The following is a 15,921-nucleotide window of genomic DNA, read 5'->3' as shown; positions in this document are numbered from 1 at the left end:
TCCCTCCAGTCAAGGGCGGGGACGGCCATGACCGCGACCCCACCATCCATCCGCTTCGGCAACGCGCCCTGCTCGTGGGGCACCATCGAGGGCTTCGGCGAGGGCATTCCCGCGCCGCGCATGCTCGACGAGCTCGTGCAGGCCGGGTACCGGGGCACGGAACTCGGCGATTACGGGTACTTCCCGACGGACGTGGCGGCGCTGCGGGAGGCCCTCGCCAGCCGGCACCTGACCATGCTGGGCGCGTACGAGGGCGTGTACCTGCGCGACCCGGCCGCGCATGCGGAAGGAGAATCGCGCGTCCTGCGCGTGGCCCGACAGCTCGCGGCGGTGGCCGACCTGGGCGACGGCTGGCAGCCTCTGGTCGTACTGGCCGACGAGCACAGCCGGGACGCGCCGAGGTTCCGAAACGCCGGGCACATCACGCCGGAGCTGTCTCTGGACGGGGCGGGCTGGGCGGCCTTCACATCCGGCGCCGAGCGGATCGCCCGCGCGGTGCGGAACGAAACGGGCCTGCGCACGGTGTTCCACCACCACTGCGGCGGGTACGTCGAGACGCCGGCCGAGATCGAGACGTTCCTGGCCCGCACCGATTCCACGCTGGTGGGGCTGGTGTTCGACACCGGCCATTACCTGTACGGCAGCGGCACCAGCGAGGCCCAGGTCGTGCTGGACGGCCTGAGGGCGCTGCGTGAGCGCATCTGGTACGTGCACTTCAAGGACATGTCGGCGGAGGTGGCCGCCCACGCCCGCACGGCGGGCCTCACCTACCAGCAGGCGGTCGGGGCGGGCGTGTTCTGCGAACTGGGGCGCGGCGTGGTGCCGTTCCCGGCCGTGCTGGACGAGCTCCAGAGCAGTGGCTACCACGGCTGGATCACGGTGGAGCAGGACGTGTTGCCGGGCATGGGCGAACCGCTGGAAAGCGCGCGCGCCAATCTGGAGTACCTGAGGGGCCTCGGGGGCGGCGCGTGATATCGCCGGACGCCACCATCGAGCTGTTCACGGTGGGCCGCTCCTCCATCGACCTGTATTCGGACGACATCGGGAAGCCGTTCACGGAGATCACGCGCTTCGGGGCGTACCTGGGTGGGAGTCCACTGAACATCGCGGTGGGCGCGAGCAGGCTGGGCGTGAGATCGGCGCTGCTCACGGCCGTGGGTGAGGATCAGGTCGGGGACTTCATCCTGGCGGGCCTGGGGCGGGAGCAGGTCGAGACGCGGTACATCCCCCGCAAACCCGGCACGCGCACGAGCGCCGTGCTGCTCGGCATCCAGCCGCCGGACAGGTTCCCGATCACCTTCTACCGGGAGAACGCGGCCGACATCCAGCTCGGGATTCCGGATATCGACGCCGCCCCCATCGAGGCGGCGCGGGCGCTGGTCGTGAACGGGTCGGCGCTGGCGCTGGATCCGGGGCGCTCGGCCACGCTGCACGCCGCCCGACGGGCGCACGGTGCGGGCGTGCCAGTGTTCCTCGACCTGGATTTCCGCGCGAACCTGTGGCCGGATGTCCTGGGCTACGGCCTGAATATCCGCGCCCTGCTGCGCGACGTGGACGTGGTGCTGGGCACTGAGGAGGAGATCAACGCCGCGCTCCTGAGCGACCGTGAGGGCGTGGTCATCCGCGACTCGATGATCACCGCGCCCGAGATCCACGGCGACGTGGCCGCCAACACCGCCGCGCTGCTGGCCGAGGTGCCGGTGGTGATCGTGAAGGAGGGTGCGCGCGGCTGCACCGTGCACCGTCAGGGCCTGGCAGCCGTGAACGTGCCGGGCTTCCCGGTCGAGGTGCTGAGCGTCCTGGGCGCCGGGGACGCCTTCGCGGCGGGCGTGGTCGCGGGGCGGCTGCGCGGCCTGGACTGGCCGGAGGCCGCGCGGGTCGGGAACGCCTGCGGGGCCATCGTGGTCACGCGGATCGGCTGCGCGGACTTCACGCCCACCTGGGACGAGGTCGAGGCGCTCATGGCGGGCCACCCCGCAGCGGCGCAGCCATGACCTACCACGCCGATGCCCGGCCCCTCTACCACGCCGCGCTGGCTGGCGGTTACGCGCTGCCCGCGTACAACGTGTGCTCGCTGGAGATGGCGAAGGGGTGCCTGGACGCGGCCGAGGCGGCCGGGAAGCCCGTGATCCTCCAGACCTACCCGGCCGACATCGAGCAGGCCAGTCCGCACGTGTTCGCCCAGCTGATCCGCGCGCTGGCCGACGAGGTCAGCGTGCCGGTCACCCTGCATCTCGACCACGGGCGGGACGTGGATCAGGTGATCGCGTGTCTGCGCGCCGGGTACGGTTCGGTGATGTTCGACGGACAGGGCCTGCCCTTCGATGAAACGCTCCGGATGACCGCCCACCTGGCCGGGATTGCCCATGCCAGCGGCGCCGCGCTGGAAGTCAGCGCCGAGGGGTTCGGGCTGCCCGGCGCCGACGACAACGTGCTGGACACGACTGATCCGCAGCAGGCCCGCGCGCTGCGGGACGCCGGAGCCGACCTGATCGCCTGCGCCGTGGGCAGTGAGCACGGACACGCCAGCCGCCTCGACCTGACCCTGCTGGCCGAGATCCAGACGCAAGCGGGCGGCCCGCTCGTCCTGCACGGTGGGAGCGGTATCCACCCGGACGACCTTCAGGCTGCCGTGCGCCAGGGGGTCACGAAGGTGAACATCGGCAGCGCCCTGTACCGCGCCGTGCGCGCCGCGTGGATGGCCACGCCGACCCTGCCCACGCACCGCGCCGGGTACGCCTCCATCCGCGCGGCCGTCAAGGGCGCCGCCGCCCCCTTCCTCGACCTGCTCCATCCGCAAAGGAACTCCGCATGACTGACTCTCCCCTGCCCGCCCTCCGTTTCGCGATTCTCGGTGCCGGACGCATGGGCGTCGAGCACGGCCACGCCCTGATCGGCCTGCCTGACGCGCAGGTGGTCGCCGTGGCCGATCCGGTCGAGGCCTCCGCGCAGAAGGTCGCGCGCCTCACCCGGGCCGCGCGCACGTACGCCGATCCGCTGGACGCCATCCATGATCCGGAGGTCGAGGCCGTGATCATCGTCACGCCGACCAGCACGCACGCGGCGCTGATCGAGGCGGCGGCGCTGGCGGGCAAGGCCATCTTCTGCGAGAAGCCCGTGGCCGCCGACCTCGCGGAGACCGAACGGGTCATGAAGATCGTGCAGGAGCGCGGCGTGCCCTTCCAGATCGGCTTCAACCGCCGCTACGACGCGCCGTACATCCAGGCGAAGGAGCGCATCGACGCGGGCGAGATCGGAGTCATCGAGCAGTTCAGCGCCACCGGCCGCGACCCGGCCCCGCCACCGCTGGAGTACCTGAAGATCTCCGGCGGGGTGTTCCTGGATCAGGCGATTCACGACCTGGACGCCGCGCGGTTCCTGGTCGGGGAGGTGGCGGAGGTCACGGCCATGGGCAGCGTGCGGGTCGATCCGGCCATCGGGGAGATCGGGGACGTGGACACGACGACCGTTCTGCTGAAGTTCGAGAACGGCGCGCAGGGCGTCGTGATGAACTCCCGCCGCGCCGTGTACGGCTACGACGTCCGCACGGAGGTCTTCGGGTCCGGCGGCAAGCTGGTCATGGACGCCACCCCGAAGACGGCGCTGCTGCGCTACGGCGAGGGCGTCGGCATGGATCACTACCACTTCTTCATGGACCGGTTCCGGGACGCCTACCGCGCCGAGATCGCCGCCTTCGTGCTGGCCCTGCGGGAAAGCCGCAACCCCACGCCCGGCGCGCGGGACGCGGTGGAATCGCTGCGGCTGGCGCTGGCGTGCACCCGCAGCCTGAAGGAGGGCCACACCGTGCGCGTGCAGGACGTGCAGGTTCCGGCCGCCACGCCATGACCGGGCGGACGCAGCTGAGGCCCGGCCCGGACGGAGGCGTCTCGGTCACGCCCGAGAGCGCGGGCTGGCGCTACCTGAGTTCCGCCGTGGAGACGCTGAAGGCCGGCGAGACCCGCACCTTTGGCACCGGCGGTCAGGAGGTCGCCGTGGTGCTCCAGAACGGGGCAGTGACCCTGCAGGCAGGGGGGCAGGACTTCGACCTGCGCCGCCCGTCGGTGTTCGAGGCCTTGCCACACCTGCTGTACGTGCCGCCCGGCACGGCTTGGAGCGTGACCGCGCATGCGGACAGCACCGTCGCCCACGGCGGCGCGCCCGCCGAGGGCCGACTTCCGCTGCGCCTGTTCTGCCCGGAGGAGATGCGCGTGGAGATGCGCGGCGGCGCGAACGCCACCAGACAGGTCACGCACCTGCTGGGCCCGGACCTGCCGGCCGAACGCCTGCTGCTGTACGAGGTCTACACGCCCAGCGGCCACTGGAGCGGCTGGCCTCCCCACCGCCACGACGGCCAGCTGGGCTCGCTGTACATCGAGGAAACGTACCTGTACCGCGTGCAGCCGGAGACCGGCTGGGCCATCCACCGCAATTACAGCCCCGAGGACGACTACGACGAGGCGCTGGTCGCCCGTGACGGCGACCTGATCCTCGCGCCGCGCGGCTACCACCCGGTGGCCGCCGCGCCCGGCAGCAACGTGTACTACCTGAATTTCATGGCCGGCGACGCCGTGGGCGAGCAGCGCCGGACGCCGCCGGTGGACGAGGCCGACTGGGCCTGGATGCGCCAGGACTGGGGTGGGCGACCGCTGCCCCTGCCCCTGGGTGGAGCACCCCGCACGGACTGAGGTTTACCCGGGCGCGTCGCCAGCTTTGGACACCCTGTCTCTTGAGTCGAGGAGGGCAGGGGCGGACAATGGGGCCTCTCGGATCGTTTCTGCCCTTCAGGAGGTTTACCCATGACCAGCACCCAGGATCGCCCCGGCGTCGCGTCGGCGCACGATATCGCCCAGATGAACCGCGACTACACCATGTTCTCGTGGAGCGTGCAGGGCGCGTCCACCCCCATGGTCATGACCGGCGGGAAGGGCAGCCACTTCACGGACGGCAACGGCGCGTCGTGGCTGGACTTCAGCAGCCAGCTCATCAACCTGAACGTCGGGCACCAGCACCCGCGCATGCTGGACGCCATCAAGAAGCAGGTCGATACGCTGTGCTTCGCCGGACCGTCCTTCGCGACGGAACCGCGCGGCCTGCTCGGCAAGAAACTCGCGGAGGTCACAGGCCTGAGCAAGGCCTTCTTCACGCTGGGCGGCAGCGAGGCAAACGAGAACGCCATCAAGATGGCGCGGCTGGTCACGGGACGCGACAAGATCATCACCCGGTACCGTAGCTACCACGGCGCGACCATGGGCAGCATGACCGCCTCCGGCGATCCGCGCCGCTGGCCGGTGGAACCCGGCGTGCCCGGCGTGGTGCGCGTGTTCGATCCTTACTGCTACCGCTGCCCGTTTGGCAAGACGCCGGATTCGTGCGGGCGCGAGTGCGTCTCTCATATCGAGGAGGTCATCCAGATGGAAGGCCCGGCCTCGATTGCCGCGATCCTGGTCGAGGGCATCACCGGCAGCAACGGCCTGCTCGTGCCGCCCGACGACTACTACCCGAAACTGCGCGCCCTGTGCGACAAGTACGGCATCCTGCTGATCACCGACGAGGTGATGAGCGGCTTCGGCCGCACCGGGAAGTGGGTGGCCACCCAGCACTGGAACATCCTGCCGGACATCATCACCTGCGCCAAGGGCCTCACCAGCGGATACATGCCGCTCGGTGCGGTGATCGTGAACGAGCGCGTCGCGAACTACTTCGAGGATCACATGCTGTGGGGCGGCCTGACCTACTCCGGGCATCCCGTGAGCTGCGCGGCGGGCGTCGAGAACCTCGCCATCTACGAGGAGGAACACATCTTCGAGCGGGTGGATGAGCTGGGCGCACACCTCGCCACACGTCTGGAGGCCATGAAGGCGAAATACGCCTGCGTGGGCGACGTGCGCTACAAGGGCCTGTTCTCCGTGCTGGAACTCGTGAAGGACAAGGCCACCAAGGAACCGCTCGCGCCGTTCAACGGCACCAGCCCCGAGATGAATGCGCTGGCCGGCCACATCAAGGGTCAGCAGGTGTATGCCTACAGCCGCTTCAACTTCCTGTGGGTGTGCCCGCCCCTGGTGATCACCAAAGAGGAACTCGACCACGGCCTCGATGTCTACGAGGAAGGCCTGGCGAAGGTGGACGCCTTGCTGGGAGCGGCGGGCTAAGCCCGTGCTCCGCAGCTCCACGAATCCAAGTCCCGCCTCCCACGATGGAGGTGCCCCGAAAGGTCGTCTGCGACCCGACCGCCACGTACAGAGGAGTATTTCATGACCACCACCATTCAGAAGGACACCACCGACACTGCCACGCCCTCCCCCATCGGCCACTGGTTCAGCGGCAAGGTCGTGCACAGCGCGTCCGGGCGCACGTCCCCGGTGTACGACCCGGCGACCGGACAGGTCACCGGCACGCTCGGGCTCGCCGACGACGGTGAAATCAACGAGGCGGTGCGGATCGCGAAGGCGGCGTTTCCGGCGTGGCGCGCAACGGGCCTGGGCCGCCGGGCCGAAATCCTGTTCAAGTTCCGTGCGCTGATCGACGACAACCGTGACCACATCGCGTCGCTGATCTCGGCAGAGCACGGCAAGGTGCACTCCGACGCGCTGGGCGAACTGGCGCGCGGCCTGGAGAACGTGGAGTTCGCGTGCGGCATTCCGCAGCTCCTGAAGGGCGGGTTCTCGGAGCAGGCGGCGCGCGGCGTGGACGTGTACTCGATCCGGCAGCCGCTGGGCGTCGTGGCGGGCATCACGCCCTTTAACTTCCCGGCCATGGTGCCGATGTGGATGTTCGCGAACGCCATCGCGTGTGGGAACACCTTCATCCTGAAGCCCAGCGAGCGGGATCCGAGCGTGTCCCTGTTCCTGGCGGAACTGCTGCAGCGCGCGGGCCTGCCGGACGGCGTGTTCACGGTACTGCACGGCGACAAGCAGGCGGTCGATGGCCTGCTGACCCACCCGGACGTGAAGGCGGTGTCCTTCGTGGGCAGCACGCCCATCGCGAAGTACGTGTACGAGACAGGCACGAGGAACGGGAAGCGCGTGCAGGCGCTGGGCGGCGCGAAGAACCACATGCTGGTGCTGCCGGACGCCGACCTGGACATGGCGGCCGACGCGGCCGTGAGTGCGGCCTTCGGATCGGCCGGCGAGCGCTGCATGGCAATCTCGGTGGTCGTGGCCGTGGGGAACGTGGCCGATCCGCTGCTGGCGGCCATCCAGAAGCGCATGCCGAACGTGAAGATCGGCCCGGCCAGCGACGGCCAGGCCGAGATGGGGCCGCTGATCACGAAAGAGGCCCGCGACCGCGTGGAGGGCTACGTGGCGAACGCCGCCGCCGAGGGCGCGACGGTGGTCGTGGACGGCCGGAACCACGCCCTGGCCGAGCAGGGCTTCTTCACCGGCGTGTCGCTGCTCGACGGCGTGAAGCCCGGCATGAAGTGCTACGACGACGAGATCTTCGGGCCGGTGCTGGGCGTGGCCCGCGTGAACACCTACGAGGAGGGCCTGAAGCTCATCAATGACAACCTGTATGGCAACGGCACCGCGATCTTCACGCGGGACGGCGGCGTGGCCCGGCAGTTCCAGTTCGACGTGGAGGTCGGCATGGTCGGCGTGAACGTGCCGATCCCGGTGCCGGTGTCGTACTACTCCTTCGGCGGCTGGAAGGCCAGCCTGTTCGGGGACACGCATATGTACGGCCCGGAAGGCGTGCAGTTCTACACGCGCGGCAAGGTCGTGACCTCCCGCTGGCCCGACCCCGCGACCAGCAGGATCGACCTGGGCTTCCCACAGAACCGCTGACGCGGCGCCCCCGCCCGTTCCTGACCATGTGCCAAGCCTGCACATGGTCAGGTTTGTTTCGGCTGGGGCTGTCAGAATCGGGCGGATGACCGAGTTTCCGTGGGTGAAGTGTTGAACCGTCCTGCCCTCCTCCTGGGACTGGACGCGGGGGGAAGCGGCACGAAGTGGTCGCTGGTACGCGATGGGCAGACCGTGGCGAGCGGCGTGTCCCTGCCGTTCACAGCGGCGCTCCTGGACACGGCGGCGGGAGCACAGGCCCTGACGGCCCTGGCCGCGGCCCTGCCCGGTCGGCCGGAGGCGGTGCATGCGGGCGTGGCGGGCCTCACCGCTGGCTCCGAACGGGCGGCGGCCGTCGCGCGGGAACTGGCGGGCGTGCTGGGCCTGGACACGCCCCGCGTGACGGTGGAGGGCGACCTGGATCTCGCCTACCGCGCGCATCTGGGCGGAGGCGAGGGCATTCTGCTGTACGCCGGGACGGGCTCGGTGGCCTACCACGTGGCCGCCGATGGAACGGTCACGCGGGCGGGCGGGTACGGGTACCGGATCGGGGACGATGGGGGCGGCTTCAGCCTCGGCCGCGCCGCGCTGCGGGTGCTCACAGACGATCTGGACCGGGGTGTGGTGCCGTCCGGCCCGCTGGCGAGGGAGGTCGCCGCCATCACCGGCGGCCTGGACTGGGAGACGGTGCGGGCCTTCGTGTATGGCACGCCAGGCGCGGCGTCGGTCGCGCGGCTCGCCCCGGCGGTCGGCAAGGCGGCCGATGCCGGTGACGCGCGCGCGGACGCGCTGCTGACCGAGGCGGCGGGCCAGCTGGCGGAACTGGCCCGCCGGGTGCAGGCGCGGGTCGGTTCCTTGCCGGTCACCGCGACTGGGGGGGCGTTCCGGGTGAGTTCCCTGCTGCGTGCCGCCCTGACGCGCGAACTTCCCGGCGCGAACGTCCAGCAGCGTGAACATGCCGAGGCCGCCGCGCGGTATGCGGCGGCCCATCTGGCCGTGCGGTAGGGCCGGATCAGGACAGGCCGCTCCGGCCTGCTCCGCTGTCTTCAGGGTTCGGCGGCGCGGGCGGTGCGGCTTTGCAGCACGACCACGATCAGCAGGAACACGCCGCGGATGACGCTCTGCCAGTAGGGCGACAGCGACACGACGCCGAGCCCATTCTCGAAGTTCAGCATGTTCAGGATCACGCCCAGCAGCAGCGAGCCGGTCAGGGTGGCCCAGACGCTGCCGACCCCGCCGGTCAGCAGGGTGCCGCCCACCACGACGGCGGCAATGGCCGAGAGCTCCCAGCCCGTGCCCTCGTTGGGCTGCCCGGCTCCGGACTGCGCGCTGATCAGCAGGCCCGCCAGGCCCGCCAGCGCGCCCGAGAGGAGGTACACGCCCATCAGGATGCGTGGCACGTTCAGGCCCATCAGGCGGCTGGCGTCCGCGCCGCCGCCCACGGCCAGGGCGTTGCGGCCGAAGCGCGCCCAGCGCAGCACCACCGCGCCGATCACGAAGGCCGCGAGCATGATCCCGATGGACAGCCACTTGACCTGCCCCAGATCGACCACGGCGGGAGCGACCGTCACGCCCGCGTTGTGTGAGAGCAGCAGCGCGGCGCCGTGCGCGGCGAGCAGCGTGGCCAGCGTGGTGATGAACGGCTGGATGTTCAGCCGCGTGATGATCAGTCCGTTGACCAGACCCACCAGCAGGCCCGCGCCCACCGCGCCGAGCAGCGCGATCACGAAGCCGTGTGGACTGAGCAGCGCGGCGACCACCCCGGACAGGCCGACCACACTGCCGACCGAGAGGTCGATGCCGCCGGTGATGATGACAAAGCACATGCCCAGCGCCGTCAGGGCGTAGGGCGCGGTGCCCTGCAACACCGACACGACGTTGTACGCCCCGAGGAAATTCAGGCTGGCGTAGCGGATGCCGCCGAAGACCAGCAGCAGGATGAGGGCGATCAGCACGCCGGACTGGCTGAGCAGCGAGACCAAGCGGGCGGTGCGGGGACGGTCCGGCGCCACCATCATTCCCTCCTGCGGCGCTGCTGGAGCGCCACGGCGGCGACGATCACGGCGGCCTTGACGACCATCGCGCCGGCGTCCGGGACGCCGCGCGTGAGCAGCGTGAAGCGGATCAGCTGGATGATCAGGGCGCCCAGGAACGTTCCGAGCACCTGCGCGCGCCCGCCGCTCAGGAGCGTGCCGCCCACGGCGACGGCCGCGATGGCGTCGAGTTCCATCCCCTGCCCGACCTGGTTGGCGTCGCTGCTGCGGTTGATGGCGACCACGATCAGGCCCGCAATTCCCGCGAGCAGGCCGCTGATGGCGTACACCTGCACGGTCACGCGGCCGACCGGCACGCCCGCGAGCCGCGCGGCGGCGGCGTTCCCGCCGGTGGCGAGCACGGAACGGCCGAACACGGTGCGCTTCACGACCCAGTAGGTCACGGCCACGACCAGCAGCATCACGTACACCTGGAACGGCACGCCCAGCGGCCGGCCCAGGCCCAGGTAGGAGAAACCGTCGTTGGTGAAGCTCTGGAGCTGCCCGTTGGTGATCACCTGCGCGAGGCCGCGCCCGGCGATGTACAGCACGAGCGTGGCGACGATGGGTTGCAGGCGCAGCCGGGTCACGAACACGCCGTTGAGCATGCCGAAGCCGAGCGTGACGAGAACCGGCACGATGAACGAGAGAATGAGTCCCAGCGTGGGCGCGTTCGCAAACGCCCCACTCAGGAAGATCAGGGGGGCCAGGACGCCGCTGATCGCCATCAGCGAGCCGACGGAGAGATCCACGCCGCCCGTGGCGATGACCAGGGTCATGCCCATGGCCACGATGATGATGGTCGCCACCTGCGTGAGGTTCACGTTCAATGCCTGCACGGTCAGGAAATGTGGGGTGAACAGGGCGTTGAAGACCAGCAGGGCCAGCAGGATCAGTACACTGGCCCGCACCTGCCGCAGATCGCCGAGGAAGCCGGGGGCCGTGGGGCGGGCACGGGGCACGCCGGGCGACGGCGTACCGGTGGTCGGGCCGCTCATGCGCGCTCCGCCGTCTGGGCCGCGCCCTGGGCCATCGCGTGCAGCAGCGTGCCCTCGTTCAGATCTGCGCCCTCCAGCCGCGCCACCGACTGCCCGTCGAGCAGCACCGTGACCGCGTGGCAGCCCTCGAGGAGTTCCTCGATCTCGCTGGAGATCATCAGGACACCCAGGCCGCCCTGGGCCAGCTCGCCGATCATGCGCTGGATCTCGGCCTTGGCGCCGACGTCGATGCCACGCGTCGGCTCATCGAGGATCAGCAGCCGGGGCCGGGTGGCCAGCCAGCGGGCCAGCAGCACCTTCTGCTGGTTCCCGCCGGACAGCTCGCGGATGGGCTGCTCCGGGTCGCTGGTCTTGATGCCCAGCCGGGCGATGAACTCGTCCACGATCTGCTGCTGGCGGGCCGTATCCACCACGCCGGCGCGGGCGAGCCTGGGCAGCAGGGCCAGCGTGAGGTTCTCGCGGACGCTCAGGTCGGGAATGATGCCCTCGGCCTTGCGGTCCTCGCTGCAAAAGCCCAGGCCCGCACGGATCGCGTCGGCGGGCGAGTGGAAGTGGGTGTCCTGGCCCTGCACGCGCACCTCGCCGCCCTGGGCGCGGTCGGCACCGAAGATCACGCGGGCCAGTTCGCTGCGCCCCGAGCCGAGCAGGCCGCCCAGGCCCACGAGTTCCCCGGCGCGCACGTCCACGCTGGCCCCGCGCAGGCGACCTCCGCTGATGTCCTGGGCGCGGAGCAGGTCGGCGCCGCCCCCACCCGAGCGCACGAAGCCCGTCTGGGCGCCCTCGCTCTTCACGGCGCGGCCGAGCATCTGTTCGACGAGTTGCAGGCGCGTGATGCCGCTCATGTCGCCGGTGTACACGGTCGTGCCGTCGCGCATGACGGTGATCCGGTCGCACACCTGGTACAGCTCCTCCAGGCGGTGCGAGACGAAGATCACCGACACGCCGCGTTCCCTCAGCGTCCGGATCACGCCGAACAGCGTGGCCACCTCGCGCTCGTTCAGGCTGCTGGTGGGCTCGTCCATGATGACCAGCCGCGCGCTGATCGACACGGCCCGCGCCAGCGCGACCATCTGCTGCACGGCGGTGGAACAGCTGCCCAGCGGGCGGGTCACGTCGAGGGTCAGGCCCAGGTCACCCAGGATCCGGGCAGCCTCGCGGTTCATGGCGGCCCACTGCACCAGGCCGAAGCGCAGCGGTTCACGGCCCAGGAAGATGTTCTCGGCCACCGAGCGCAGCGGAACCAGGTTGACTTCCTGGTAGATGGTGGCGATGCCGCCGCGCTGCGCCGCGAGCGGGGACGCGAAGGTCACGTCCTGGCCGCCGAAACGGATCTGGCCGCCGTCGCGCTGGTAGGCCCCGGTCAGCACCTTGATCAGCGTGCTCTTGCCCGCGCCGTTCTGGCCGATCAGGGCGTGCACCTCGCCGGGCCCCACGGTCAGGGACGCGCCGCCCAGGGCGGTCACGCCCGAAAAGGCCTTGTGGATGTCCTGCATGTCGAGGAGCGGGCTGGTGGGGGGGGGAGCGGTCAACCGAAGTCCTCCTTGCCAGGTGGGGAATGGGTGAAGCGGTGGTGATCCTGACTGTACGCTCCTGGCACGCAAGGGCGCGCCACGCGGTCAGGCGTGGCGCGGCGCTTAGGAGGTCACGGTCGGCGTCTGGGGCGGGCGCCGGTGGTCAGTACGCGCTGGCCAGTCCGGCCTTGGCGCTTTCTGGCGTGTAGTCGCGGTCGGCGTTGATGATCTTGGCGGGGTACTTGGTGCCCTTGGCGTAGCCCTGCAGCGTCTTGAAGGCCTCGGGGCCGAAGCGCGGGTTGCACTCGACCACGTAGTTGATCTTGCCGTCCACGACCATCTTCACGGCTTCCTTGCCGCCGTCGATGGACAGCACCAGGATGTCCTTGCCGGGCACCTTGCCCGCCGCCTCGATGGCGGACACCGCGCCGATGGCCATCTCGTCGTTGTGGGCGTAGATGACGTTCGCTTCGGGGTGGGCCTGGAGCAGCGTCTCGGCGACCTGACGGCCGGTGTCGCGGGCGAAGTTGCCGGTCTGGCTGGCCAGGATCTTGAACTGCGAATTCTTGGCGATCACGTCGTCGAAGCCCTTCTTGCGGTCGTTGGCAGGGCTGGCGCCGGTGGTGCCTTCCAGCTCGATGATGTTCGTCTTGCCGTTCGCGTTCTTCACCAGCCAGTCCGCGACCCGCTGGCCTTCCTTGATGAAGTCCGAGCCGATGAAGGTCACGTAGTCCGTGCCGGCCTTGGAGAGCGTGGGGTCGATGTTGCGGTCGAGCAGGATCACCGGGATGCCGGCGTTGCGGGCTTCCTTCACGACCGGCGCCAGGGGCTTGTCTTCGCGGGGCGACAGGAAGATCACATCGACCTTCTGGGCGATCATGCTGCGCACGTCCGTGACCTGCTTGGCCGTGGAGCCGCCGGCGTCGGTGTACACCAGGGTGTAGCCGAGCTTCTTGGCCTCGTCCTGCATGCTCTTGGTCTGGGCGAGGCGCCAGGGGTTGTTGCTCTCGGTCTGCGCGAAGCCCACGCGGTAGGTGGGTTTCACCGCCAGTTTGGGCAGCACGCTCTGGGCGAGCACGGTGCCGGTCAGGAGGGCGAGGGCGCTCAGGCCGAGCTTCATGGGTCGTTTCATATGGTCTTCCCCCTGGCACTGTGGCGCCGCCAGCACGGCAGGCATGACCTGGACCGTCTGGTAGACGACGGAGGTCTGGCCTGTGCAATCGGGCCGCGACAAACAGTGAATGAACTCCCAAAACCTACCAAAATCACTCTTGAATGTCAACTTTATTCGATGATTTGTACCAGTCGCGATGGGCCTGGGCAGCTTCATTTTCTGGACGCTTACCGGGATTCGATGTCCAGCACAATGATATTCTCCGACTCCCCAGGACACGCTGTGACGATCCTCTGATCGCACCCTTTCATTACCACCATAAAACTTGTAATACTGGGAGGTAATCTCAGGGCTCCATAGGAGGCCACCGTGCCGATCGCAGGAAGCAGAACCCTCGTCGCCGAGGGCGAACAGGCGCTCACCGTCATGCGCGCCATGGCGAACGAGACGCGCATGTCCATCCTCAGCCAGCTCTCGCATGCGCCCATGAACGTCGGAGAGCTCACCGCTGCCATGCAACTTCCGCATTCCACGGTGAACTTCAACTTGAAACTGCTGGAGGAAGCCGGGCTGCTCGAAATCCAGTACATGCCTGGCACCCGCGGGCGGCAGAAGCTGATCAGCAAACGCTACGAGGAGATCCACATCAAGGTGCCGGGCGCGGCCGTGTCGGCCCAGGCGAACGTGGTCGAGATCAGCATGCCCATCGGCAACTACCGCCGCTGCGACATCGTCCCCACCTGTGGGCTGGCCACCGAGGCCAAACTCATCGGCCTGGTCGACGATCCCCGCTCGTTTTTCGAGCCCGAGCACGTGTTCGCGCAGATCATCTGGTTCCGGCACGGCGTGCTCGGCTACGACTTCCCGAACAACCTCCCGCACGGGGCGGAGGCCACCGAGATCGAGATCTCGCTGGAACTGTGCTCGGAAGCGCCCGAGTACGACCTCGACTGGCCCTCGGACATCACCGTGTGGATCAACGGGGCCGAAATCGGCACGTGGACGAGCCCGTCGGATTTCGGGGGGACGCGCGGCAAGGTCACGCCCCACTGGTGGCCGATCAACCACACCCAGCACGGCGTCCTGAAACGCTTCCGGATCACCACGCAGGGCTGCTTCATCGATGGCCGGCAGGTCAGTGACACGCGGCTCGCCGACATCGACCTCAGCCAGCACCAGATCCAGGTGGCGGTCGGCGTGAAGGACGACGCGCGGCACCAGGGCGGCGTGAACCTCTTCGGCCGCAAGTTCGGGAACATCGAGCAGGACATCGTGATGCGCCTGTGGTACGGCTTCCGCGCGGGCGAGCGGCCCTACGAGATCAAGTGACACCCGGGGCAGGCCCACCAAGATGAGCCTGCGATTCACGAAATCATCTGCTCCGGCGCGGCCCGGGGCGCACCGACCGGCGTATCGTGGAGACGACCTGGGCACGAATTCAGCGCCGTCCAGCGCCAAGGAGCTCCCATGAACGCACTTGAACAGCTCAAAGCCATGACCGTCGTGGTGGCCGATACCGGCGATCTGGACGCGATCCGCAAGTACCAGCCGCAGGACTGCACCACCAACCCCTCGCTGATCCTCAAGGCGGCCAGCCTGCCTGGGTACGTGCAGGCGCTGCGGGACGCGCAGGACATGGGGGATGTCGAGGCGGCCATCGACATGCTCACCATCCGCATCGGCACGGAACTGACCAGGATCGTGCCCGGCTACGTGAGCACCGAGGTGGATGCCCGGCTGTCCTTCGACACGGACGCCATGGTCGCCAAGGCGCGGCACCTGATCGAGCTGTACCAGAACGCCGGCGTGGGCAAGGAACGCATCCTGATCAAGCTGGCGACCACCTGGGAGGGCGTGCAGGCCGCGCGCATCCTGGAACACGAGGGAATTCACTGCAACCTGACGCTGGTGTTCAGCCTCGAGCAGGCGATCGCGGCGGCGCAGGCGGGCGCGTACCTGCTCTCCCCCTTCGTGGGCCGCATCACCGACTGGTACAAGAAATCGACCGGCACCAAGGACTACCCGGTGGACGAGGACCCCGGCGTGCAGAGCGTGCGGGAGATCTACTCGCACTTCAAGTCGCATGGGTACGACACCATCGTGATGGGCGCGTCGTTCCGTTCGGCCGCGCAGGTCAAGGCGCTGGCGGGCTGTGACCGCCTGACCGTGAGCCCGCAGCTGCTGGGGGAACTCGCGGAGGATCAGGGCCACCTGGAACGGGCATTGACGCCGGTGCCGGCCACGGCCACGGAGCAGCCCATGACCGAAGCGGACTTCCGCTGGGCGCTCGCGAACAACCCCATGGCGAACGAGAAGCTGGCCGAGGGCATCCGTGGGTTCCACGAGGACACCGAGAAGCTGCGCACGCTGCTGCGCCAGAAGCAGGCCGCGCCCGCCTGACCCGGGCGTCTCCCTGGCCCATTGTGAGCTGTGGAGGGTGACCGGTCACCCCCACCGGGCGGCCCCTGGACGTCAAGGGGTTCACAC

14 protein-coding genes are annotated in these 15,921 nt (G+C 69.2%); 10 read left to right on the top strand and 4 right to left on the bottom strand.

What is annotated here, in order from left to right:
• The first annotated feature begins 27 nt into the window (after positions 1–27).
• The 8 genes from E7T09_RS07370 (at position 28) to E7T09_RS07335 (ending at position 8,783) form a co-directional block, all read left to right on the top strand.
• Positions 28–972 (top strand): TIM barrel protein, encoded by a 945-nt coding sequence (locus E7T09_RS07370; protein ID WP_136388553.1) that lies wholly within the window; start codon positions 28–30, stop codon positions 970–972.
• On the top strand, positions 969–1,994 hold the full coding sequence (gene iolC, locus E7T09_RS07365) for a 5-dehydro-2-deoxygluconokinase (RefSeq protein WP_205746953.1): 1,026 nt from the start codon (positions 969–971) through the stop codon (positions 1,992–1,994). The genes E7T09_RS07370 and iolC overlap by 4 nt, the downstream gene beginning before the upstream one ends.
• A complete protein-coding gene (locus E7T09_RS07360) occupies positions 1,991–2,815 on the top strand; it encodes a class II fructose-bisphosphate aldolase (RefSeq protein WP_136388552.1) in 825 nt (274 codons plus the stop codon). The genes iolC and E7T09_RS07360 overlap by 4 nt, the downstream gene beginning before the upstream one ends.
• A complete protein-coding gene (iolG, locus tag E7T09_RS07355) occupies positions 2,812–3,846 on the top strand; it encodes an inositol 2-dehydrogenase (protein WP_136388551.1) in 1,035 nt (344 codons plus the stop codon). The genes E7T09_RS07360 and iolG overlap by 4 nt, the downstream gene beginning before the upstream one ends.
• Positions 3,843–4,685: a 5-deoxy-glucuronate isomerase gene (iolB, locus tag E7T09_RS07350; protein ID WP_136388550.1), complete on the top strand. Its 843-nt coding sequence runs from the start codon at positions 3,843–3,845 to the stop codon at positions 4,683–4,685. Before iolG ends, iolB begins: the two co-directional genes overlap by 4 nt.
• A 111-nt stretch (positions 4,686–4,796) precedes the next feature.
• Positions 4,797–6,149, top strand: a complete 1,353-nt coding sequence (locus E7T09_RS07345) for an aminotransferase class III-fold pyridoxal phosphate-dependent enzyme (protein ID WP_136388549.1) — start codon at positions 4,797–4,799, stop codon at positions 6,147–6,149.
• A gap of 102 nt (positions 6,150–6,251) precedes the next feature.
• Positions 6,252–7,781: a CoA-acylating methylmalonate-semialdehyde dehydrogenase gene (locus E7T09_RS07340; RefSeq protein WP_136388548.1), complete on the top strand. Its 1,530-nt coding sequence runs from the start codon at positions 6,252–6,254 to the stop codon at positions 7,779–7,781.
• Between the two features lie 111 nt (positions 7,782–7,892).
• Entirely contained in the window at positions 7,893–8,783 is an 891-nt protein-coding gene (locus E7T09_RS07335; protein ID WP_136388547.1) for an N-acetylglucosamine kinase, read from the top strand.
• A gap of 41 nt (positions 8,784–8,824) precedes the next feature.
• Here E7T09_RS07335 and E7T09_RS07330 read toward each other — a convergent pair whose 3' ends face one another.
• From E7T09_RS07330 to E7T09_RS07315, 4 genes are all read right to left on the bottom strand, one after another.
• Positions 8,825–9,796 carry an ABC transporter permease gene (locus tag E7T09_RS07330; protein WP_136388546.1) on the bottom strand — a complete coding sequence of 324 codons (972 nt, stop codon included), beginning with the start codon at positions 9,794–9,796 and terminating at the stop codon, positions 8,825–8,827.
• Complete coding sequence (locus E7T09_RS07325; protein ID WP_136388545.1) at positions 9,793–10,809, bottom strand: ABC transporter permease; 1,017 nt, start codon at positions 10,807–10,809, stop codon at positions 9,793–9,795. The genes E7T09_RS07330 and E7T09_RS07325 overlap by 4 nt, the downstream gene beginning before the upstream one ends.
• Complete coding sequence (locus tag E7T09_RS07320) at positions 10,806–12,338, bottom strand: sugar ABC transporter ATP-binding protein (protein ID WP_370293770.1); 1,533 nt, start codon at positions 12,336–12,338, stop codon at positions 10,806–10,808. Before E7T09_RS07320 ends, E7T09_RS07325 begins: the two co-directional genes overlap by 4 nt.
• A 145-nt stretch (positions 12,339–12,483) precedes the next feature.
• On the bottom strand, positions 12,484–13,452 hold the full coding sequence (locus E7T09_RS07315) for an ABC transporter substrate-binding protein (RefSeq protein ID WP_136388544.1): 969 nt from the start codon (positions 13,450–13,452) through the stop codon (positions 12,484–12,486).
• Positions 13,453–13,803: 351 nt separating this feature from the next.
• On the opposite strand from E7T09_RS07315, the gene E7T09_RS07310 reads away from it, so the two are divergent.
• Together E7T09_RS07310 and tal are read left to right on the top strand one after the other, a co-directional pair.
• Complete coding sequence (locus E7T09_RS07310) at positions 13,804–14,763, top strand: transcriptional regulator (RefSeq protein WP_136388543.1); 960 nt, start codon at positions 13,804–13,806, stop codon at positions 14,761–14,763.
• 138 nt (positions 14,764–14,901) lie between these two features.
• A complete protein-coding gene (gene tal / locus E7T09_RS07305; protein ID WP_136388542.1) occupies positions 14,902–15,834 on the top strand; it encodes a transaldolase in 933 nt (310 codons plus the stop codon).
• Positions 15,835–15,921: the final 87 nt, after the last annotated feature.

The organism is Deinococcus sp. KSM4-11 (genome assembly GCF_004801415.1).
Lineage (GTDB): Bacteria > Deinococcota > Deinococci > Deinococcales > Deinococcaceae > Deinococcus.
This window is presented reverse-complemented; position numbering and strand designations above follow the sequence as displayed.